The organism is Mangrovibrevibacter kandeliae (assembly GCF_024519155.1).
GTDB lineage: Bacteria > Pseudomonadota > Alphaproteobacteria > Rhizobiales > Rhizobiaceae > Mangrovibrevibacter > Mangrovibrevibacter kandeliae.
Genome location: NZ_JANIFJ010000004.1, coordinates 85555 through 107016 on the forward strand (window position 1 = coordinate 85555; position 21462 = coordinate 107016).

16 protein-coding genes and 1 tRNA gene are annotated in these 21462 nt (G+C 68.4%); 8 read left to right on the top strand and 9 right to left on the bottom strand.

Annotation, left to right across the window (positions count from 1 at the left end; genetic code table 11):
• Positions 1-267: 267 nt before the first annotated feature.
• Both NPA30_RS12170 and NPA30_RS12175 read right to left on the bottom strand, forming a co-directional pair.
• On the bottom strand, positions 268-2478 hold the full coding sequence (locus tag NPA30_RS12170; protein WP_256802968.1) for a site-specific integrase: 2211 nt from the start codon (positions 2476-2478) through the stop codon (positions 268-270).
• A gap of 152 nt (positions 2479-2630) precedes the next feature.
• Positions 2631-2704: transfer RNA gene (locus tag NPA30_RS12175), tRNA-Gln, on the bottom strand.
• Positions 2705-3155: 451 nt separating this feature from the next.
• Here NPA30_RS12175 and NPA30_RS12180 point away from each other — a divergent pair.
• Positions 3156-4517 carry a Ppx/GppA phosphatase family protein gene (locus NPA30_RS12180; protein WP_256802969.1) on the top strand — a complete coding sequence of 454 codons (1362 nt, stop codon included), beginning with the start codon at positions 3156-3158 and terminating at the stop codon, positions 4515-4517.
• Entirely contained in the window at positions 4514-5275 is a 762-nt protein-coding gene (locus tag NPA30_RS12185) for an RlmE family RNA methyltransferase (protein ID WP_256802970.1), read from the top strand. The genes NPA30_RS12180 and NPA30_RS12185 overlap by 4 nt, the downstream gene beginning before the upstream one ends.
• 22 nt (positions 5276-5297) lie before the next feature.
• Here NPA30_RS12185 and NPA30_RS12190 read toward each other — a convergent pair whose 3' ends face one another.
• Positions 5298-6686 carry an MFS transporter gene (locus tag NPA30_RS12190; RefSeq protein WP_256802971.1) on the bottom strand — a complete coding sequence of 463 codons (1389 nt, stop codon included), beginning with the start codon at positions 6684-6686 and terminating at the stop codon, positions 5298-5300.
• Positions 6687-6935: 249 nt separating this feature from the next.
• Here NPA30_RS12190 and NPA30_RS12195 point away from each other — a divergent pair, with 249 nt between their 5' ends.
• Positions 6936-7961, top strand: a complete 1026-nt coding sequence (locus tag NPA30_RS12195) for an MBL fold metallo-hydrolase (protein WP_256802972.1) — start codon at positions 6936-6938, stop codon at positions 7959-7961.
• 180 nt (positions 7962-8141) lie between these two features.
• Here the strand turns inward: NPA30_RS12195 and NPA30_RS12200 are convergent, their stop codons facing one another.
• From NPA30_RS12200 to NPA30_RS12220, 5 genes are all read right to left on the bottom strand, one after another.
• Positions 8142-9293, bottom strand: coding sequence for a fumarylacetoacetate hydrolase family protein (locus NPA30_RS12200; protein ID WP_256802973.1), 1152 nt, complete (start codon positions 9291-9293; stop codon positions 8142-8144).
• Positions 9294-9385: 92 nt separating this feature from the next.
• A complete protein-coding gene (locus tag NPA30_RS12205) occupies positions 9386-10504 on the bottom strand; it encodes an ABC transporter ATP-binding protein (RefSeq protein WP_256802974.1) in 1119 nt (372 codons plus the stop codon).
• 26 nt (positions 10505-10530) lie between these two features.
• Positions 10531-11412, bottom strand: coding sequence for a carbohydrate ABC transporter permease (locus NPA30_RS12210; protein ID WP_256802975.1), 882 nt, complete (start codon positions 11410-11412; stop codon positions 10531-10533).
• Positions 11405-12364, bottom strand: a complete 960-nt coding sequence (locus NPA30_RS12215; protein WP_256802976.1) for a carbohydrate ABC transporter permease — start codon at positions 12362-12364, stop codon at positions 11405-11407. Before NPA30_RS12215 ends, NPA30_RS12210 begins: the two co-directional genes overlap by 8 nt.
• A 59-nt stretch (positions 12365-12423) precedes the next feature.
• On the bottom strand, positions 12424-13719 hold the full coding sequence (locus tag NPA30_RS12220) for an extracellular solute-binding protein (protein ID WP_256802977.1): 1296 nt from the start codon (positions 13717-13719) through the stop codon (positions 12424-12426).
• A gap of 176 nt (positions 13720-13895) precedes the next feature.
• Here NPA30_RS12220 and NPA30_RS12225 point away from each other — a divergent pair, with 176 nt between their 5' ends.
• From NPA30_RS12225 to NPA30_RS12245, 5 genes are all read left to right on the top strand, one after another.
• On the top strand, positions 13896-15101 hold the full coding sequence (locus tag NPA30_RS12225) for an ROK family transcriptional regulator (RefSeq protein WP_256802978.1): 1206 nt from the start codon (positions 13896-13898) through the stop codon (positions 15099-15101).
• A gap of 49 nt (positions 15102-15150) precedes the next feature.
• Entirely contained in the window at positions 15151-16248 is a 1098-nt protein-coding gene (locus tag NPA30_RS12230; RefSeq protein ID WP_256802979.1) for a Gfo/Idh/MocA family protein, read from the top strand.
• 31 nt (positions 16249-16279) lie between these two features.
• On the top strand, positions 16280-16921 hold the full coding sequence (locus NPA30_RS12235) for a ThuA domain-containing protein (RefSeq protein WP_256802980.1): 642 nt from the start codon (positions 16280-16282) through the stop codon (positions 16919-16921).
• Between the two features lie 138 nt (positions 16922-17059).
• Positions 17060-18118 (top strand): sugar phosphate isomerase/epimerase family protein, encoded by a 1059-nt coding sequence (locus NPA30_RS12240; RefSeq protein WP_256802981.1) that lies wholly within the window; start codon positions 17060-17062, stop codon positions 18116-18118.
• A 13-nt stretch (positions 18119-18131) separates the two neighbouring features.
• Positions 18132-19304: a Gfo/Idh/MocA family oxidoreductase gene (locus NPA30_RS12245; RefSeq protein ID WP_256802982.1), complete on the top strand. Its 1173-nt coding sequence runs from the start codon at positions 18132-18134 to the stop codon at positions 19302-19304.
• A gap of 186 nt (positions 19305-19490) precedes the next feature.
• Here the strand turns inward: NPA30_RS12245 and NPA30_RS12250 are convergent, their stop codons facing one another.
• Entirely contained in the window at positions 19491-21392 is a 1902-nt protein-coding gene (locus tag NPA30_RS12250) for a bifunctional sugar phosphate isomerase/epimerase/4-hydroxyphenylpyruvate dioxygenase family protein (protein ID WP_256803248.1), read from the bottom strand.
• Positions 21393-21462 lie beyond the last annotated feature (70 nt).

Here is a 21462-nt window from a genome sequence, read left to right on the forward strand (position 1 = left end):
TGCCGCGCCTGTTGTACGAAAGACGGAAGTGGTCCCCCCGCGATCTCGCGGAAGCGAGCCGGGGGGACGAGCCGTTGCCGGCTAGGCCGTGGGCGTCGATTAGCGTGCCGCCCTCAGGGATGTGGGCTCGTCGGCCGCCGTATCGGCCTCGACGATCCTGACACGAGAGGCGTGGGATGCTGTAAAAATGCCGCCGACGCTGACCATGAACTGCGAAGCGGCACTACCGAAGGTGACGCGGTCCGAGCCGATTGGACTCAACCGACCTCATCGGCGCTCGGGAGTGCGCCCGCCTGATGTGAACCTGTCCCCTGGCTTTCTTCCCGCCCACGGCGGTGAAGTGTTTGCTTCGACCCAAGGCAGAAGTCGAACAGGCGTCGGGGCCAGGTGGCCTGTAATGATCGGGTACTGCCTAAGCTTCTCACGCAAGAGGCTGAGGCCCGCGACGTTGGTGTAGCGCGTCTGCGTCTCGCCGGACCCTAGACGCCCCGACAAGTCATCGATGATGGCGATCTCGACGCCCAGTTGCTTGAGGGTGTTCGCCAAGCCATGACGGAATGCGTGGATCGTTCGCTCCCAAAGGCCATCCGCCAAAACGGGAGAGGCTTTTAACAGGGGTACAAAGTCCTTGTAGAAACGATCTCCGGGATCGTTTGTCTTCAAGGCCGGCGAGTAGAGTTCTGGAAACAGCCTCTCGTGCCCTAGCCTCTCGATTGCCGCGACGTAGTCCATGAAACCGAGCCGGACCAGCTCGTCCGGGACGGGCAGCAGTCTGTCGGACTGCGGATTCTTGATGGTGCGGAATGTGTTGTTGCGGATGTGGATGGCCGGTCCGTTCGCGGTGGCGATGACGTCCCGCGTGGCCAGTCCGGCGAACTCGTTCCTGCGCGCGCCGAGATACACGAAAAGAACCGGCAGGAAGTAGCTGGCGCTGTGGAAGACGGCCTTCCCCGGCTTGTCCTGGTTGAACTCGTCGAGGCAGCCGGTGAAGACCGGAAGGTCGAAGATCGGGCGGATAGCCTCCGGGGACGGCTTAACCTGTTCCAGGCGGATCGTCCCGAGCTTAGGTTTTGCTGGCCGGAGATCGTCCAGCGCCCAGTCGCCGACGGTGTAGCCGTTGGCCCTGACATGGCGAAGGAACGTGTCGAGATTGCCAAGATGTTTCCGGATCGTAGCCGCGGACAGGCCCACGGAATACGACGGCTTGTTCAATCGTACGGCTCGGGCCACCTGCTCCGCCGCGAATGCTCGCAAGGCTGCGGGCTTCATGATCCGTAGTCGGGCGCTTTTGCCGTAATGCGTCGGGATGTCGTTGAAGTGCTGCCGCAAGGCGGCGATGTGGTGCTGCCGGATTTCACCCGAGTGCAGGACGCCGCACTCATCGAGGATGTCGCGGAGGGTGACGACCAGCACATGGGCATCCTTGGCGCTTGCGTCAGTCCAGTTGTTACCCTTGTTTTTACGCAGCTTGGTGAACTCGGCTTCGAAGTCTGCAAGTCCCAGTACGAGTGCAGCGCGGTTTGCCTCCTCGGCCGCCGCGACCGGCGCCGCGGAAATGATTTCCTCGCCAAGAGCAGGACCACCGGCCGGAGCTTCTGGCGCCGCGCGTTCCGCCGGCGACGCCGGGCTGGTTGGGGCCTGACTCCGATCTGGGTCGGCTGAAGGCACAGCGTTGCCGCCCGCTAGCTCCGGCTCCTGCGATGCCGCTTCTCCTGAAGATGCGTCGGGCTCCTCGGCAGGAGCGGGCTGCGTGGCGTCAGGCAGAAACTGCGGCCGCTCGTCTTCCGGAAGCGTCGAAGCAGTAAGGGCGTTCTGGCGGCGGTCGATCAGAGGCCAGCGAGTCCCGACGTTCAAGAGCGCGTCCGCCTTGGCGCGGAAGATCTCCATCTTGGCGCGCTCGCGGTTGGCGATCGTGTCCGGAAGGCCGACCTCCGACATCTGCTGGCGAATTTCACGATCGAAGACAGGGTTTTGAGCAGCGGCCTGTTCCGAGCGATGGGTCGCCGCAATGACGGCGATGTGCGGGTCCGGGATCCCGTTGCGGGTCAGGATAGCGCGTCCTGGGCAATCCTTGTCCAAAGTCAGCCGTCGACCCGTCCCGAAGAGCTGGAGCAGGCGGTAAGCCCACCCCACCTCGATATCCGCTTCCATCTCCCTGACGTCGTCGTAGGTGCCGGCGTAGCGCGCAGCGAAGGCAAGGTCCTCAAGATGCGCCGTCATGCGCTCGATTTCGGAGCGGAAGAGCTGGTCGAGTTGAGACTTCGTGGTCATACCGCAGGAGCGTCTCGCGCTGAGTTCGGCGAGGAGAAGGTTGAGACGGCGGGCCATATAGGCCGCCTTGCCGTGGTCGGACTGGCGAAGGCTGTGGCAGAGCCTCGCCGTCTTCGGGATTTCCGAAAACCATACAGGAACCCTGGCGCGCCAATAGAAGGTATGCCCGCGCCGTTCAAGGTTCTGGACGTCGTGTCGCGTTGCCACCGAACTGCCCCTCACGCTGGCCGGAGCACGCCATGGGCATCAGCTCCGGGCATCAGATTTGGGCCCAAGCGACAACAGGAGCGGCCGAGAGGATTCTCAGCCGGAGAGAAAGGTCAACGATCACAAGAGGTTGGCATTCCCGCGAGGGGAGCTGGCTGGGGGACCTGGATTCGAACCAAGACTAGCGGAGTCAGAGTCCGCTGTTCTACCCTTAAACTATCCCCCAGCAGGGCCGAGCGCGTCGGTGGGCGCTGTATAATGGCTCCGACCCGGACTGTGAAGCCCGTGCGACAACTTTCTGTCACGCGGCAGGCGCCGGCGGCTTGGCCCGGCGTGGTCGCAGCGCAGCGGTCCGAGCCCTTGATCGGTTCCGACGGCAGCAGCGCAGCGACGTCGCGTGGCCGCGGCGGGCTAGGAGCTGGCACACGGCACCTGTGCACGCGCCCCGCGCAGCCTTGTGCTTCCCCAAGGGCTTGCTACACTCGCGTTCGACTGAGGGACGAGAGGCGCCTGTGCCAGCCCAACCGGCCGCGCGGCGCCGGAGAGACGTAGTGAGTAGTCATGAGCATCACGGGAGAAACTATCCGCCGGTCACGCTAGTCAGGGATAGTTCCGGGTCCCGCGGGGATCCGCTCGTCAAGGGAGTCCGCGCCGAGACCGGCGTCACACGGCCGGCCGTGCGTCAGCAGCCAGCGCAGGAGGCAATCGTCGCCGCGCCGCGGGAAGCGGCTGCGCCGCCGCCGAAGCACGAGCTGCCGACGAAGCGCCAGAAGCGGCGCCGCCGCAAGGCGAGCGGCGCACCGGCGACGGCCGTCGCTGGTCCCGACACGGTCGACGCGCTCGATCCGCTCACCGACGATGCCGGCGGCGGCGGGAGAAAGCGCCGACGGCGACGTCGGGCCGGCAGCAAGCGCCCGGCGGTGACCGAAGCCGCATCGACGCCGACCGTCGATGCGCCGTCTTGGCGCAATGGAGCGGCCGTGGCCGACACGGCCCCGGCTCCCGCGGCGCAGGAGCGGGTGCGTCCCCCGGTCTATGCGGCGCTCGATCTCGGCACCAACAATTGCCGCTTGCTCGTCGCGGTGCCCACCCGGCCCGGCCAGTTCCGGGTCATCGACGCCTTCTCGCGCATCGTCCGGCTCGGCGAGGGGCTGAGCCGCACCGGCCGGCTGGGGCAACCGGCGATGGACCGGGCCATCGCCGCGCTCACCGTCTGCAGCCAGAAGCTCGCGGCCCGCTCGGTCGCAGGCGCCCGGCTGATCGCGACGGAAGCCTGCCGCGCCGCGGCCAACGGCGACGAGTTCATCGAGCGGGTGAAGCGCGAGACCGGCCTCGAGCTGGAGATCGTCAGCCGCGAAACGGAGGCGCGCCTCGCCGTCTCCGGCTGCGGCTCGCTGGTCGACCGCTCGGCCAAGGGCGCCGTGCTCTTCGACATCGGCGGCGGCTCATCGGAGATCGCGCTCCTCGACCTCTCCTCCGGCCCGACCCGGCGCCTGTCCAACCACATCGTCGCCTGGACCTCGCTGCCGGTCGGCGTCGTGTCGCTGGCCGAGCGGCACGGCGGACGCGACGTGACGCCGGCGCTGTTCCAGTGCATGGTGGACGAGGTCATCGGCGAGATCGACCGCTTCGAGGGCCGCTCGCGGCTGGGCGCCATCGTCGGGACCGAGCGGTTCCATCTCCTCGGCACCTCCGGCACGGTGACGACGCTCGCCGGCGTGCATCTCGGCCTCGAGCGCTACGACCGGCGCCAGGTCGACGGCCTGTGGCTGACAGACGAGGAGGTCGACCGCCTGGTCGCGACGTTGTGCTCCTGGACATTCGAGGAGCGCGTGGCCAACCCGTGCATCGGCAGCGACCGGGCCGACCTCGTGCTCGCCGGCTGCGCCATCCTGGAGGCGATCCGCAAGGTCTGGCCGGCCCGGGCGCTGCGGGTGGCCGATCGCGGCCTGCGCGAGGGGCTGCTGACCGAGATGATGGTGGCGGACGGCGTCTGGCGGCGCGGCGGAGCGGGTGAACGGGCAAGGCGCGGAGCATGACGACCAAGAAGACCGGCGGCGGACGTGGGCTCACCGTCCACGTCAAGAAAAAGCACGGCGTCACCGCCTCCTCGCGCCGCTGGCTCGAGCGCCAGCTGAACGACCCCTATGTCCGCCGCTCCAAGGCGGAGGGCTACCGCTCGCGCGCGGCCTACAAGCTGATCGAGATCGACGAGCGCCACAAGCTGCTGAAGCCCGGCCAGCGGATTGTCGACCTCGGCGCGGCGCCGGGCGGCTGGTGCCAGGTGGCAGTGAAGGCGACTGGCTCGACGGCAGAGGACCTGCGGGTCGTCGGCATCGACTACCTGCCGGTCGATCCGATCCCCGGCTCGGAGATCCTGGAGCTCGATTTCCTCGACGACAGCGCGCCCGAGCGGCTTCTCACAGCGCTCGGCGGGCCGCCCGACATCGTCCTGTCCGACATGGCGGCGCCGACCATCGGCCATCGCCGCACCGACCACCTGCGCACGATGCACCTCGTCGAGGTGGCGGCCGACTTCGCCGTGCGCACGCTGAAGCCAGGCGGCCACTTCCTGACCAAGACCTTCCAGGGTGGCACCGAAGCCGACGTGCTGGCGATGCTGAAGCAGCATTTCGCCAGCGTCCACCACGTCAAGCCGCCGGCCTCGCGCGAGGATTCGGTCGAGCTCTATCTCCTGGCGAAGGGGTTCAAGGGGCGCCGCGACCGGCCGCGGGATGACACGGAGCCGCAAAGCGCGGACGCCGACGCCGACGCGGAGCGGTCGCCGCTCGGCTGACGGCAGGCGGCGTGCTCCCGGCTCACTCGGCCGGCAGGCGCCGTCCCGAGACCTCGTCGCCCGCGTCGACCGGCAACGGCAGGAAGAAGAGCGCTGCCGCAGCGGTGATGACGCCGACCACGACGAAGGCGAGCGAGAAGTCGGCGAGCGTCGAGTGGTCGCGCCCGGCCATCAGCATCTCGCCCTCGAGGATCGCGCCGGCCACCGCGACGCCGCTGGCGATGGCAATCTGCTGGGCGGTGCCGAGGATCGCCGTCGCGTCCCCCGCCCGCTGCGCCGGCACGTCGGCGAAGGCGAGCGTGTTGGCGCCGGTGAAGAAGAGCGAGCGGAAGAAGCCGCCGACGAGCAGGATCACCGACAGGAGCGCCAGCGGCGAGGTCGGGCCGAACAGCGCGATCATGCCGGTCATGGTGCCGCCGACCACCGAGGTGAGGAGCATCGCGCCGCGGAAGCCGAGTTGCTTCAGCATCGGCTTGGCGACGAACTTCATGGCGATCGCGCCGCCGATCGAGGCGACGGTGATGAGGCCGGACTCGAAGGGCGAGTAGCCGAAGCCGAGCTGCAGCATCAGCGGCAGCAGGAAGGGCAGGGCGCCGGCCCCGACCCGGAAGAAGAGGCCGCCGAGGATCGCGGCGCGCAGCGTCGGGATCTCGAAGAGCGACAGCACCAGCACCGGACGCTCCACCCGCCGCGCGTGACGCACATAGATCGCGGCGGCGAGGAAGCCGAGGAGCGCCAGCGCGATCCCGACGATCGGCGGCAGCGCCGGCAGCGAGATCACCGAGAAGCCGAAGACGATGCCGGCGCAGGCAAAGCCGGACAGGACGAAGCCGACGAGATCGTAGTGGATGCCCTTGATCCGGTCGACGCGCGGCAGGAAGCGCGTCGCGAGCCAGATGCCGACGAGGCCGATCGGCAGATTGATCAGGAAGATGTAGCGCCAGTCGGCGAAGGTGGTGATGGCGCCGCCGACCGGCGGGCCCACCAGCGGACCGATCATCGCCGGGATCGAGAACCAGGCCATCGCACCGACGAGGTCGGATTTCGGGATCGCGCGCACCAGAAGCAGGCGGCCGACCGGGGTCATCATCGCCCCGCCCATCCCTTGCAGGAAGCGCGCCGCGACGAAGCCCTCCAGCGATCCGGCGAAGGCGCAGGCGAGGGAGCCGGCCATGAACACGCCGATGGCGAGACGGAACACGAAGTTCGGCCCCCAGCGGTCGGCGACGCGGCCGGAGATCGGAATGAAGATCGCGAGCGCCACGTAGTAGCTCGTCAGCGCGAGCTTCAGCGCGATCGGGCTGGTGCCGATGCTGGCGGCGATGGCGGGGAGGGACGTGGCGATTACCGTCGAGTCCATGTTTTCCATGAACAGCGCGACGGCCAGCACCATCGGAACGATACGTTGCAAGGGGAGCCTCGGAAGTCAGGCAAGCACTTACGGCTCAACGCCGGACTGTCAACCAACCTTATCGTGCCGACCTGACGCCGGGCTCAACTCCGCGTGCATCACCTTGACGCAGGCGGCCCGCGCTCCTGCTTTCCCGCAGCACCGCGGGACGTGCGCGCGCTTTGCCGCGTGACGCGGGATCCGCAGGCCGGACCGGGCATGGCGAGGCGATCGGCCGGTCCCTACACCACACTGTCGAGGGAGAGAACGATGACGGAAAAGACGGGCATGACACGCCGCGTGGCCTTGCAGGCGGCGGCCGCTGTTGCAGGTGGGATCGCAGGCGTGGGCGCGGCGACTGGCCTCGCACGGGCGCAATCTTCCACCTCAACCAGCGGATCCTCCATGACTTCATCCGAGACTTCGAACGGCGCGATGACGCCGCAATGGCACCGCGTGTCGCTCGGGGAAGCCAAGGTCACGACGATCCTCGACGGCACCCGTCCGGGTGACGGGCCCTATCCGACCTTCGGCTCGGATCAGTCGGCCGAGGCGATGGCTGCGCTGATGCGGGAAAATTATTTGCCGGAAGACAAGTTCGTGAACATGTTCAACCCGGTCGTGATCGAGATCGGTGGGGAACTCGTCCTGTTCGACACGGGCATGGGTCCCATGGGTCGCGCGAACGGCTCGGGACATCTGCGCAGCGTCCTGCCCCAGGCCGGCTACAAGCCGGAGGACGTCTCGATCGTCGTCCTCACCCACTTCCACGGCGACCACATCGGCGGTCTGATGGAGGAGGACGGCCCGGCCTTTCCGAATGCCCGCTACGTCGCCGGGCAGAAGGAGTGGGACTTCTGGACCTCCGATGCGGCGCGCAGCGGGCCGAGCAGCGGCGGCGCCGACCTCGTGCAGAAGAACGTCGTGCCCCTGAAGGACAAGATGACCTTCATCCGCGGCGGCGACGCGGTGATCGCCGGCATCACCGGCATGGACGCCTTCGGCCACACGCCGGGCCACATGGTGTTCGAGGTCAAGTCCGGCGACCGGACGCTGATGCTGACGGCCGACACCGCCAACCACTTCGTCGCCTCGCTGCAGCGGCCCGACTGGCAGGTGAAGTTCGACATGGACAAGGACATGGCGGCCGCGACGCGCAAGGCGGTGTTCGATCGGATCGCTGCCGAGCGCCTGCCCTTCATCGGCTACCACATGCCGTTCCCCTCGCTCGGCTACGCCAAGAAGGAGGGCGAGGGCTACCGGTTCATCCCGGAGACGTACCAGCTGGAGATCTGAAGGCCCGGTCACGCGACCGCGAGGCGCGCTCTTGCGAGCGCGTCGCTGCAGCGCATGCAGCGACGCCGAGCAGGTGTGACGACCGACACCCGGTCCGTTCGGCTGGAGGGAGCGGCAGTGCGCAGCCGCTCACTGCCCGAAAAGCCGAGGGCTCTGCGCGAGCCCTCGGTGCACCGGGCGTCAGGTGTCGAGGACGCCGCGGGCGGCGAGGTTCTTCATCAGCGCGCGGGCGCCGAAGGTCCACGGCGGCACAAAATCCGACGTCGTCACCGTGTTGGCGAGCGTGCCGAGGAGGGGCGTCGAGATCTCCACGACATCGCCCGGCTTGTGGGTGAAGCCGCCGCCCGGCGTGTCGCGGTCCTGCACCGGGGCGAACATCGTCCCGAGGAAGAGCATGAAGCCGTCCGGATACTGATGGCTGGCGTTCATCGCGTGGCGCACCAGTTCGGCCGGCGCGCGGCTGATCTCGGCCATGTCCGAGCGACCGGACAGGGTGAAGCCTTCGCGGCCGGTCACCGACATTCTCAGCGTCGCGGCCTCGACATCGGCGAGCGCGAAGCTGTCGTCGAACAGGCGGATGAACGGCCCGATGGCGCAGGAGGCGGTGTTGTCCTTGGCCTTGCCGAGGAGAAGGGCCGAGCGGCCTTCGATGTCGCGCAGGTTGACGTCGTTGCCGAGCGTCGCGCCGCGGATCGTGCCGGTCGAATCCACCGCGAGCACGATCTCCGGCTCGGGATTGTTCCAGGCCGAGATCGGGTTGATGCCGACCTCCGCGCCATGGCCGACCGCCGACATCGGCTGCGACTTGGTGAAGACCTCGGCGTAGGGGCCGATGCCGACCTCGAGATACTGCGACCACAGGCCCTCGCGCTGCAGGACGGCGCGCACCTCCTCGGCCGCCGGCGAGCCGGCCTCGATGTTGGCGAGGTTGCCGCCGATCAGGGCGCCGATCCGGGTGCGGATCGTCTGGGCGCGGGCCGGATCGCCGCCGGTGCGCTCGTCGATGACGCGCTCGATCATGCTCTGCGCAAAGGTGACCCCGCAGGCCTTCAGCGCCTGCAGGTCGCAGGGCGCGAGCAGGCAGGGCGCGTCGGCGCCGCTGCGCATCTGGTGCGGCTCGTGCAGGAAGCTCTCGACCGGCCCCAGCGGCTCACCCTCCAGATAGTCGAAGCGCGCGGCCGGATCGTCCTCGAGAAAGTCCGACACCGTCGGCACGCTTCCGGTGACGTCGATCAGCTGGCCATCGCGCAGAATGACGACGGAGGGGCCGCCGAGCTCCGGCCGCCAGACGCGGCCGACGAGCTTGGCGGTGGAGGGAGAGTCAGGCAGCATCAGGGTTCTCTGCAAGGTTCACTGTTCACCATGCCGGGCTTAGCACGGCGGACGGCGACGGTCGCCCTCCGCCGCCGGCGCCGCTGCCATCCTCAGGCTGCGCGTCCGGCTGCCCCTGCGGTGCGGGGCCGCGCGGCGTCGAGCCGTTCGCCCGTCTCCTGGTCGAAGAGATGGATCTTGTCGCGCTGCAGGCGCAGGCCGATCCGCTCGCCCGGGCGGCCGATGGGCCAGTCGCGGAAGGTGCCGGTGGCAAGGTGCTCGCCGAGCCGCATCTGCACCTGCGTCTCGGCGCCGGTCGGCTCCACCAGCTCGATGGTGGCGGTCGCGTCCGCATCCGCTTCGGCCGCGGGCGCGACGTGTTCGGGCCGGACGCCGTAGACCAGTCGCCGGCCGGGGGCGGCGTTCGTGCCGTCCGGCAGCGGCAGGGCCAGGCCGTCGGTCGTACGAAACAGCGGCCGCCCGTCGCCGCGTGCGACCTCGCCCTCGATCAGGTTCATCGAAGGCGAGCCGATGAAGCTCGCGACGAAGAGATTGGCCGGCGTCTCGTAGAGGTCGAGCGGGCGGCCGATCTGCTCGACCCGGCCGCCGTTCATCACGACGATCCGGTCCGCCATCGTCATCGCCTCGATCTGGTCGTGGGTGACGTAGACCATGGTGGTCTTCAGCCGCTGGTGCAGCGACTTGATCTCGCCGCGCATCTGCACGCGCAGCTTGGCGTCGAGATTGGACAGGGGCTCGTCGAAGAGGAAGACGCTGGGGTCGCGCACGATCGCGCGGCCCATCGCGACGCGCTGGCGCTGGCCGCCCGAAAGCTCCTTCGGATAGCGCCCGAGCAGCGGGGCGAGGCCGAGGATCTCGGCTGCCCGCCCCACCGCCGCGTCCTTTTCCGCCTTCGGCGCGCCGGCGAGCTTCAGCGAGAAGGCCATGTTCTCGGCGACCGTCATGTGCGGATAGAGCGCGTAGTTCTGGAACACCATGGCGATGTCCCGCTCCTTCGGCGCGAGGTCGTTGACCACCCGGTCGCCGATGCGGATGTCGCCGGCGGTCACTTCCTCGAGCCCCGCGATCATCCGCAGGAGCGTAGACTTGCCGCAGCCCGACGGGCCGACGAGGATGACGAACTCGCCGTCCTCGATGTCGATCGAGACGCCGTGCAGCACCGGGTGGTAGCCGAAGGACTTGCGGACCGACTGGAGCGCGATGCGGGCCATGTGCGGCGACCTTTCCGTTGTGCGCCTCAGCCCTTCACCGCGCCGGCGGTGAGGCCGGAGACGATGTGCTTCTGGGCGGCGAAGAAGACGATGACGGTCGGCAGGATCGTCAGGGTGATGAAGGCGAGGACGAGCTGCCAGTCGGTCGAGAACTCACCCTGGTAGACCATGATGCCGAGCGGCCAGGGGTACTTGTCCTGGCTGTTCAGCATGATCAGCGGCATGATGTAGTTGTTCCACGAGTTCACGAAGGCGACGATGGCGACGGTCGCCAGGATCGGGCGCGACAGCGGCAGCGTGACGTACCAGAAGAAGCGGATGTAGCCCGAGCCGTCGACGAAGGCGGCGTCGAACAGCTCCTTCGGGACGTTGCGGAAGAAGTTGCGGAACAGGAGGATCGCCATCCCCAGGCCGAAGGCGACCTGCGGCAGCACGACGCCCATGTAGCTGTCGAGCAGGCCGAGGTCGCGGATCCGGATGAACAGCGGCAGGATCGCCGTCGCGATCGGGAACATCAGCCCGAGCAGGAAGTAGTTCATCAGGAAGCCCGCGCCGAAGAAGCGGACATGGGCGAGCGTGAAGGCGGCCATCGCCGCGACCGCCAGCGTCAGCGCCGTCGTCAGGCCGGCGATCAGGAACGAATTGCCGAGCATGCGCCAGTAGCGGCTGCTGAACAGGATGTCGCCGTAGTTCGCCCACTGCCATTGCGTCGGCAGGCCGAACGGGTTGACGCGGAGCTCGCCGAGCGTCTTCAGGCCGCCGAGCGCGGTCGTCAGCAGCGGCACCAGCACGATGGCCGCGACGATGAAGAGGCTGCCATAGATGTAGAGCTGCGTGACGAAATCCGGCCGCCTGCGGCTCTCGGCATAGCCGGGCTGGCGCCCGGACGTGGCTGCGAGGTCAGTCATTTTTCATGAAGATCCGTCTGTAGCCGAAGGCGAGCGTCACGCAGATCACGAAGAGGACGACGCCGATGGCGCTGCCGAAGCCGACCTTCATCCGGGTGATCCCGTAGGTGTAGAGGAAGGTCACCATGGTCTGGGTCGAGTTGGACGGGCCGCCGCCGGTGAGCGGCATGATCATGTCGAAGAGCTGCAGCGAGCCGACCACCGCGAAGAACACCGAGAGGCGGATCGTCGGCGACAGCAGCGGCAGAGTCACGTTGGTGAACTTCTGCCAGCCGGTGGCGCCGTCGATGTCGGCCGCCTCGTAGAGCGACTTGTCGATCGACTGCAGGCCGGCGATGAAGAGCATCATGTGGAAGCCGAAATACTTCCAGACGATCACCGCCAGAACGGCATAGATGGCGATGGTGCGGTCGGCGAGGACGTAGGGCGTCTCGAAGCCGAGGAGGCTCGCGATCGAGGCGACGAGGCCGTAGTCGCCGTCATAGATGAAGCGCCAGATCAGGCCGGCGGCGACGTCGGCGAGCACGTAGGGCAGGAAGAAGATCAGCCGGAAGACGGTCGCGCCGGGGATGCGGTGCGAAACGAGCGTCGCCAGCCACAGCGCCAGCGGCAGCTGCAGCGCCAGCGAGATCACGATGATCAGGCCGTTGTTGGTGAGGGCGGTCCGGAAGGCGCCGCTGCGCCACAGGAGCTCGAAGTTCTTCAGGCCGATGAACTCGTCCGGACGGCCGTAGCCACTCCAGTCGAACAGCGAGTACCAGCCGGCCTCGCCGATCGGCAGGATCACGAAGAGGGTGAAGAGCAGGATCGCCGGAGGCAGGAACAGGACGAGCACCGGCCAGGTGCGGCCGATGTTGCGCAGTCCGCCGCTGCGCCGGGCCGGTGCGCGGCTCTGCGCGGCCGGTTCGACGAGCGGGCTCTTGCCCGGGGCGAGGCTGGTCGCTTGCGCCATGAACGGTCTCCGGAACGGGAGAGCCGCGGCGCTGGCGCCGCGGCCCGCGGGCGTCGGACTTACTGGTCGAGCTCGAAGGCGTCCTGGATCTGCTGGGCGGCCTCGTCGGGCTCCATGTTGCCGGAGACGACTTCGACGGTGACGTCGTTGACGACGCGCCCGACCGAGGGGCCGAGATCCTGATCCAGGAAGAGCTGGTGGAACTTCGAGTGGTTCAGCTCGTCCGAGAAGGTCTGCACGATCGGATCCTTCAGGCCCTTGTCGGCGCCCTTGGCGGCCGGGATCAGCTGGCCAGCCTCGGCCATCGCCAGCTCGGCCTCGGGGCCGGTGAAGTACTTCACGAAGTCGATCGCCTCGGGCGAGGCGTTGCGCGACACCGCCCAGCAGTTCACGCCGCCGAAGGTCGAGGAGGGATCGCCGGCGCCGCCATCGACGCTCGGGAAGGCGAAGACGCCGAGATCCTCGCGCGCGATGCCCTTGCCGTCGGCCGCCGCCGCCTTCTGGCGGTTGGCGCTGTCGTCGAAGGAGAGGAGCATCGCCGCCCGGCCGTCGCCGAAGAGCGCCAGCGTGTCCTGCCAGCGGGTGCCGAGATAGCCCGGCTGGAACGGCTCGAGTTCGCCGAGTTCCTTCAGCTTCTGGAAGGCGTCGACGAAGGGCTTGGCGGTGAAGCCGTCGCCTTCGCCGGCCTTGGCCTCGGTGAAGGCCGCCTCGCCGCCCTCGCGCAGCGCCAGGTACGACCAGTAGAAGTGGAGCGGCCACTTGTCGCCGCCACCGCCGGCGATCGGCGTGATGCCGGCGTCCTTCAGCTTCTTCACCGCACCCAGGAAGTCGTCCCAGGTCTTGATGTCCTCGGCCTTGACGCCGGCCTTGGCGAAGAGCGGCTTGTTGTAGAAGAAGCCGATGACGCTCATCTTCAGGGGAGCGCAGAGCATCTTGCCGTCGATGGTCACGCCCTTCACGGCGGCCGGGATGTACTGGTTCGCCCAGGCGCCGCCGTCGGCCTGCATCTTCTCGGTCAGGTCCTGCACGGCTCCCGCCTTGAACTGCGCCTTCAGGACGCCGCCGGTCCAGGAGTAGAAGAGATCCGGCGCGTCGTTCGACTGCAGCAGCGTCGGCAGCTTGGCCTTGAACGCCTCGTTCTCGAGGAACTGCAGGTCGATCTTCACGCCCGGATGGGACGCCTCGTAGGCGTCGGCGATCTTTCGCCAGTTCGCGGAATAATTCGGGTTCTGCTCGACATGCATCAGGTGCACTGTGGTGTCGGCGGACGCCGTCGTGGCCGTCAGGCCGGCGGAAAACAGGGCGCAGCAGGCGGCGAGGGCGCGCGCGTGCCGCCAGGTGATGGCTCGTGTCATCGGTTTCCTCCCATGCCAGCGATTTTTTGCGCTTGGCGGATTTAATACGATGCCTTTTGCGGCAAGCTGTCAAGCGGTCGCAGGCATAGTGATCGAAAACCGGGCAAGGCTGCATTGACAGGGAGGCGTCGGAAGCGCTTATTTCCGGGCTCGGAATTAAATATCCCAGGTTCGTGATGAAGACCGGCGACCCGGAGTTGATGCGGGAGATCAACCGCTTCCACATCCTCAACATCATCCGGCGCCATGGTCCGATCTCGCGGGTCGAGATCTGCAGCCGCGGCGCACTGTCGTCGACCACGGTGTCGGCGATCACCGGTTCGATGATCGAGGACGGGGTGATCGAGACGCGGCCGGTCGGGGGCATCCACGAACCGACCCGCGGTCGGCCGCGGGTGATGCTGCAGCTCAACCCGGCCGCGGCGCGCGTCGTCGGCATCAAGCTCGGCATTCACAAGATCGTCGCCGTCGTCAGCGACTTCCGCGGCGGCGTGCTGGCGAGCCTCGAGCTGCCGCTGCGCGTCGCCCGCCAGCCGGTCGCGGTGGTGGCCGACATCCTCGACGACCTGGTGCGCCGGGTGGTGGTCGATGCCGGCCTCACCCTCAAGGCGATCGACAGCATCTGCGCGACGATGCCCGGGATCGTCGAATACGGCACCGGAATCGTGCGCACGAGCCCGATCTTTGCGGAGCGCGACATCTCCTTCGGCCGCGAGCTCAGCCGCCGCGTCGGGCTGAAGGTGATCGTGGAGAGCGACGTCAACGCCGCCACGCTGGCACAGCAGTGGTTCGGCAACTGCCGCGACCTCGCCGATTTCGTGGTGGTGTCCCTGGAGCAGGCGATCGGCCTCGGCGTGCTGCACGAGGGCGAGCTGTTCCGCGGCTCGCGCGGCCTCAGCCTCGACATCGGCGGCATGGTGATCGGCGCGGACGCCGCCGGCCGTTCGCTGCGGCTCCTCGACCTCGCCTCCGAGCAGACGATCCTCGCCGCGCTGGAGGCCGACCCGGCGGCGGCCGACGCGATCCAGGTCGGGCGCGGGCTGCGCCACGCCGTCAGTCACCTCGGCGACGGCAACGGCGACGTGCGCGAACTGGTGGAGCGCGCCGGCCACGCTGTCGGCGTGTCGCTCGCCAACATCGTCTCGCTCTTTGCCCCGCCGCGCATCGTGCTCGTCGGCTCGCTGCTGTCGCTGGGCGACCTCTTCACCAAGGCCGTCGGGCGCGGCTTCGACGGAGCGGTGGCGCCGGCGCACGGCGACGTCACCGAGATCGTGGTCGAGCCCTTCGCCGATGCGCTCTGGGCGCAGGGCGCGGCGGCGATCGCACTGCGCGAGCTCTACGGCTCGCCCTGGAACACCACCGGGCCGGTATCGGCCGGCTGACATCGGCGCCTCGGGAGGAGGCGCTTCGAACCTTTTGGGAGGAACGCACATGCAACCCGTCGGGATCGGCATCATCGGCTGCGGCAACATCAGCGCCGCCTATCTGACTGCCGCCAAGAACTTCCCGGTGCTCGACGTCCGGGCGCTCGCCGACCTCGATCCGGCCGCGGCCGCGCGGCGGTCGGAAGAATTTGGCGTGCCGGCCGTCACGATCGAGCAACTGCTGGCGGATCCGGCGATCGAGATCGTGTTGAACCTCACGATTCCCGCCGCGCACGTGTCGGTCGGCCTCGACATCCTGAAGGCCGGCAAGCACGCCTACTCCGAGAAGCCGCTCGGCATCGACTTCAGGGACGCGACGCGGCTGATCGAGGAGGCGGAGCGGCGGAACCTGCGGGTCGGCTGCGCGCCCGACACCTTCCTCGGCGGTTCGCACCAGGCCGCCCGCGCCTTCCTCGACACCGGCAAGCTGGGCCAGCCGGTGGGCGGCACCGCCTTCTTCATGTGCCCCGGCCACGAGCGCTGGCACCCGAGCCCGGACTTCTACTACAAGCGCGGCGGCGGCCCGATGCTCGACATGGGCCCGTATTACGTCACCGACCTCGTCAACCTGCTCGGCCCCGTCGCTCGCGTCGCCGGCATGGCGCCGGTGCCGCGCGCCCATCGCACCATCACCAGCGAGCCGAAGAAGGGCCAGGCGATCGATGTGGAAGTGCCGACGCACGTCGTCGGCCTGCTCGAATTCTTCTCCGGCGCGGTCGTCTCGATCACGATGAGCTTCGACGTCGCGGCTCACAAGCATCTGCCGATCGAAATCTACGGCACCGAGGGCAGCCTGATCGTGCCCGACCCGAACCGCTTCGGCGGCGAGGTCTCGACCTTGCCGAAGGGCGGCGAGTGGACCGACGTGCCGGTCGAGACGCCATGGGCGGACGGCAACTACCGCTCCCTCGGCCTCGCCGACATGGCCGCCGCGATCCGCCAGGACCGGCCGCACCGGGCGAGCGGCGCGCTGGCGCTGCACGCGCTCGAGGTGATGGAGGCCGTCGGCAAGGCCGCCGAGACCGGCACCACCGTCGCCATCACCACGCGGCCGGAGCGGCCGCAGCCTTTGTCGGACAGCCCGTCGCTCGCAAGCCTCGCCTGAGGCCGTCGCACATCAAGGGAGTATCATCGTCATGAAGGAAGCGCTCATCGTCTGGGGTGGCTGGGCCGGTCACGAGCCGAAGGAGGGCGCCGAGATCGTCGGCGCCATGCTGGAGGCGGAAGGCTTCAAGGTCTTCACCGAGAACACCACCGAGGCCTTCGCCGATCCCTCGATCCGCGATCTCAGCCTGATCGTTCCGATCATCACCATGGCCAAGATCGAGAAGGAGGAGCTCTCCAACCTCGCCGCCGCGGTGAAGGGCGGCGTCGGGCTCGGCGGCTATCACGGCGGCATGGCCGACGCCTTCCGCGACCAGCCGGAGTACCAGTTCATGGTCGGCGGCCAGTGGGTCGCCCATCCCGGCAACATCATCGACTACCGGGTCGACGTCACCCGACCGGACGATCCGCTGATGCAGGGCATCGAGGGCTTCGCCTACCATTCCGAGCAGTATTTCATGCATGTCGATCCCTCGATCGAGGTGCTGGCGACGACCCGCTTCAACGGCGACCACGCCGACTGGATCGACGGCGTGGTGATGCCGGTGGTCTGGAAGAAGCACTACGGCAAGGGCCGCGTCTTCTACTCCGCCCTCGGCCACGTCGCCTCCGAGTTCGCCGTACCGCAGATGAAGGAGATCCTGCGTCGCGGCCTCCTCTGGGCGGCGGCCTGATCGCGAGGCGGGGACATCGCTGGCGGAGCGCGTGACAGGCGCGCACTACCGCCTATTCTGCTGATTGAGGAGCGCGGCGCGAGGCCGCCACGGACGGCCGGGAGGAGAGCGGCCGTCGCCTTCGAAGGGGAGAACCAGATGAAGACGATGAAGGGGCCGGGGATCTTCCTGGCGCAGTTCGCCGGCGACACCGCGCCGTTCAACGACCTGAAGTCGATCGCCGGATGGGCGGCGGGCCACGGCTACAAGGGCATCCAGGTCCCGACCTGGGACGCGCGGCTGATCGACCTCAGGAAGGCGGCCGAGTCCACCGGCTACTGCGAGGAGATCACCGGCATCGCCCGTGAGGCGGGCGTCGAGATCACCGACCTGTCGACGCACCTGCAGGGCCAGCTCGTCGCCGTGCACCCGGCCTTCGACGAGGCCTTCGACGGCTTCGCGGCGCCCGAGGTGCGGGGCAATCCGAAGGCGCGCCAGGCGTGGGCGGTCGAGCAGATGATGCTGGCGGCCAAGGCCTCGAAGAACTTCGGCTTCACCAGCCACGTGACCTTCCCGGGCGCGCTCGCCTGGCCCTTCCTCTATCCTTGGCCGCAGCGCCCCGCCGGCCTCATCGACACGGCCTTCGAGGAACTGGCCAAGCGCTGGGTGCCGATCCTCGACGCCTTCGACGCGGCGGGCTGCGACGTCGGCTACGAGATCCATCCCGGCGAGGACGTCTTCGACGGTGCGACCTTCGAGATGTTCCTCGAGGCCTGCGGCGACCATCCGCGCTGCCAGATCAACTACGACCCGTCGCACTTCGTGCTGCAGCAGCTCGACTATGTCGAGTTCATCGACATCTACCACGAGCGGATCTGCGCCTTCCACGTGAAGGACGCCGAGTTCAACCCGACGGGACGGCAGGGGGTCTATTCCGGCTATCAGCCCTGGCTGAAGCGGGCCGGCCGCTTCCGCTCCCTCGGCGACGGCCAGGTCGACTTCGCCGCGATCTTCTCCAAGCTCGCCGAATACGACTACGACTCCTGGGCCGTGCTCGAATGGGAGTGCGCGATCAAGGACGCCGAGCAGGGCGCCGCCGAGGGCGCGCCCTTCATCGCCGGCCACATCATCACCGTCACCGAGAAGGCCTTCGACGACTTCGCGGCCGGCGGCACCGACGAGGCGGCGAACAAGCGCATGCTCGGCATTGATCGCTGAGGGGGAGGGCGACATGGCTATCGAAGGACGCGACGAGACTGCATTTGCCGGCCGCATCAGGCTCGGCATGGTCGGCGGCGGGCAGGGCGCCTTCATCGGCGCCGTGCACCGCATTGCCGCCCGGCTCGACGACCAATACGAACTCGTCGCCGGCGCACTGTCGGCGACGCCTGAGAAGGCGCGCGCCTCGGCCGCCGAGATCGGCCTGCCGGCCGAGCGCAGCTACGCTTCCTATGAGGCGATGGCAGAGGGCGAGAAGGCACGGCCGGACGGCATGCAGGCGGTGGCGATCGTCACTCCGAACCACATGCACTTCCCGGTGGCCAAGACCTTCCTCGAGGCCGGCTTCCACGTCATCTGCGACAAGCCGATGACGCTGAACCTCGCCGAGGCGAGGGAGCTCGCGGAGATCGCCAAGACGTCCGGCAAGGTCTTCGTGCTGACCCACAACTACACCGGCTACCCGATGATCCGGCAGGCGCGGGCGATGGTGGCGGCGGGCGAGCTCGGCGCGATCCGGGTGATCGTCGCCGAATACGCGCAGGACTGGCTCGCGACCCGCACCGAGGACACCGGCTCCAAGCAGGCCGACTGGCGGGTCGATCCGGCCCGCGCGGGCGCCGGCGGCGCGATCGGCGACATCGGCACGCACGCCTACAACCTCGCCTGCTTCGTCACCGGCCTGAAGGCCGAGAAGCTCTGCGCCGACCTGACCAGCTTCGCGCCGGGCCGCCGGCTCGACGACAACGCCACGATGATGCTGCGCTTTGAGGGCGGCGCCAAAGGCACGCTCTGGGCGAGCCAGGTGGCGGTCGGCAACGAGAACGGCTTCACCCTGCGCGTCTATGGCGAGAAGGGCGGGCTCGAATGGGCGCAGGAGGAGCCGAACAAGCTCTGGTACACCCCGCTTGGCGAGCCGAAGCGCCTGCTCACGCGCAACGGCGCGGGTGCGACCGGCCCGGCGACCGCGGTCAGCCGTATCCCGGCCGGCCACCCCGAGGGCTATCTCGAGGGCTTCGCGACGATCTACACGGAGGCCGCCGCGCTGATCCGCGCGGCCGAAGCTGGCGGGGCGGCATCCGACAACGGCGTGCTGCCGGGGATCGAGGAGGGCATTGCCGGCCTTGCCTTCATCGAGGCCTGCGTCGAGTCGTCGAAACGGGACGGCGCCTGGGTGGATCTCTGATCGCCGAGGCCCTGCGCGATGATCGGCGGAGGGCTCAAGATCGGGACTTCCGATCGTGGCGTCCTCCGCAGTAACAACCGGGCACTATCGACAGAACTGCCGATCTGGAAGGGGAGATCAGCTGACCGCCTTAGGCTTGCGCTGCTCGTTCGGCACTTGGGCGCGGCTACCCCTTCCCGCTCCCGCTTACTCGCGCGGCAGGCCCTTCGGCCGCAGGCTGCGCTTTTGCGCGGCGATGCGGAACTGGGCGTTGGGTGCGCCGTAGCCGTCATAGCCGCCGCGCCGCTCGACGATCTCGAAGAAGAAGCCCTCGCCGTAATTGGGCGAGTAGAGCTGGAAGTATTCCCGCCCTTCGGCGTCGCGGTCGTAGAGGATGTTCTCCGCCTTCAGCCGGTCGGTGAGGCTCGGGTCGAGGCCGAAGCGGGCCTCGAGGTCGTCATAGTAGTTCGGCGTGATCTGCAGCGGCTTGAAGCCGAGGGCGCGCAGCCGTTCGGCGGTCGCGAAGATGTCGTCCGTCGCGAAGGCGAGGTGCTGCACGGCCGAGCCGAAGCTCTCGGCGATGAAGTGGCCGGCGAGCGTCTTGCGGCTCTCCGCGCCGTTCAGCGTGATGCGAAGGCGCCCGTCGGCCGTCTCGATCGCTTGGCTGCGCACGAGGCCGCCGGGGTCGACGATGTCGATCATCGGCGTACGGCGGGTGGCGAAGATGGACGTGTAGAACAGCGTCCAGGTCAGCATCTCCTCGTAGTTCATGGTTTGGGCGATGTGGTCGATGCGGGTGAGACCGGCGCCCGCCGCCGGCATGCCGGTCGCCTCTGACAGAGGCCGGAACTCGGTGCTCCAGACGTCCTTCAGCGCGCTGCGCCCGTCGAGGAAGTGCATCACGCCGCCGCCGACGCCGCGGATCGCCGGGATCTTCAGCTCGGCCGGCCCGACCGGCTGCTCGAAGGGATCGGCCTTCAGCGCCCGCGCCCGCTCCAGCGTCGCCCCGGCGTCCTCGACCGTCAGCCCGATGTCGCAGACACTGGTGCCGTGCACGAGATAGGCCGCGTGCGCGAAGCCCTCGCGCTCGGTGTTGACGACGAGGTTGATGTCGCCCTGCCGCCAGAGCGTCACGTCCTTGGCGACGTGGCGGGCCGCGCGCGCGAAGCCCATGCCGGCGAAGAGGGCGCCGAGTTCCTCGGCCTCTGCCTCGTTGGCGGCGAACTCGACGAAGGCGACGCCGCTCGCCGCGATTCGGTCCGGCATCGCCGGCAGGTCGACGGCGATCCCCGGCTCGGTCCGGCGCACCCCGTCCATCAGGCTGACCAGCGAGCGGTAGCCGTCGCGCGCGATCGACTTCGGCGAGCCGCCGCGGAACTGGTCGTTGAAGATTTCGAGCGACAGGACGCCGGCATAGCCGGTCGCCATCACCGCGCGCATGAAACCGGGAACGTCGAGGTCTCCTTCGCCCGGCATGTTGCGGAAGTGCCGGCTCCAGTAGAGGAGGTCCATGTCGATCTTCGGTGCGTCGGCGAGCTGCACGAAGGCGATCTTGTCGCCGGGAATCGAGCGGATGGTGTCGGGGTCGATGCCGCGGGCGAGCGTGTGGAATGAATCGAGGATGACGCCGACGGCCGGATGGTTGGCCCGGCGCACCACCTCCCAAGCGTCGCGGTGGTCGCTGACGTGCCGGCCCCAGGCGAGCGCCTCGAAGCCGACCCTGAGGCCGCGCCGTGCCGCCCGCTCGCCGAGTTCGCGGAAGTCGGCCGCCGCGCGGTCGATGCCGCCGAGGCTGATCGGGGACGTGTTGGAGCAGACGAGCATCAGGTCGGTGCCGAGCTCGGCCATGACGTCGAACTTGCGCTCGGCCCGGTCGAAGGTGCGGGCGCGCTGCGGCTCGGGCATGCCCTCGAAGTCGCGGAACGGCTGGTAGAGCGCGATCTCCAGCCCGTGGTCGCGCACCATCTCGCCGACCTCGCGCGGGCCACCGTCGAAGGCGAGGAAATCGTTCTCGAAGATTTCGACGCCGGTGAAGCCGGCCGCCGCGATGGCGGCGAGCTTCTCCTTCAGGTCGCCCGAAATCGATACCGTCGCGATCGCCGTCTTCATCCTGGTCCTCGCCGCTGGATTGCGCGGGTTCTCATCGATCAATGTCATGTCGCTGCGGTCATCCGGCGAC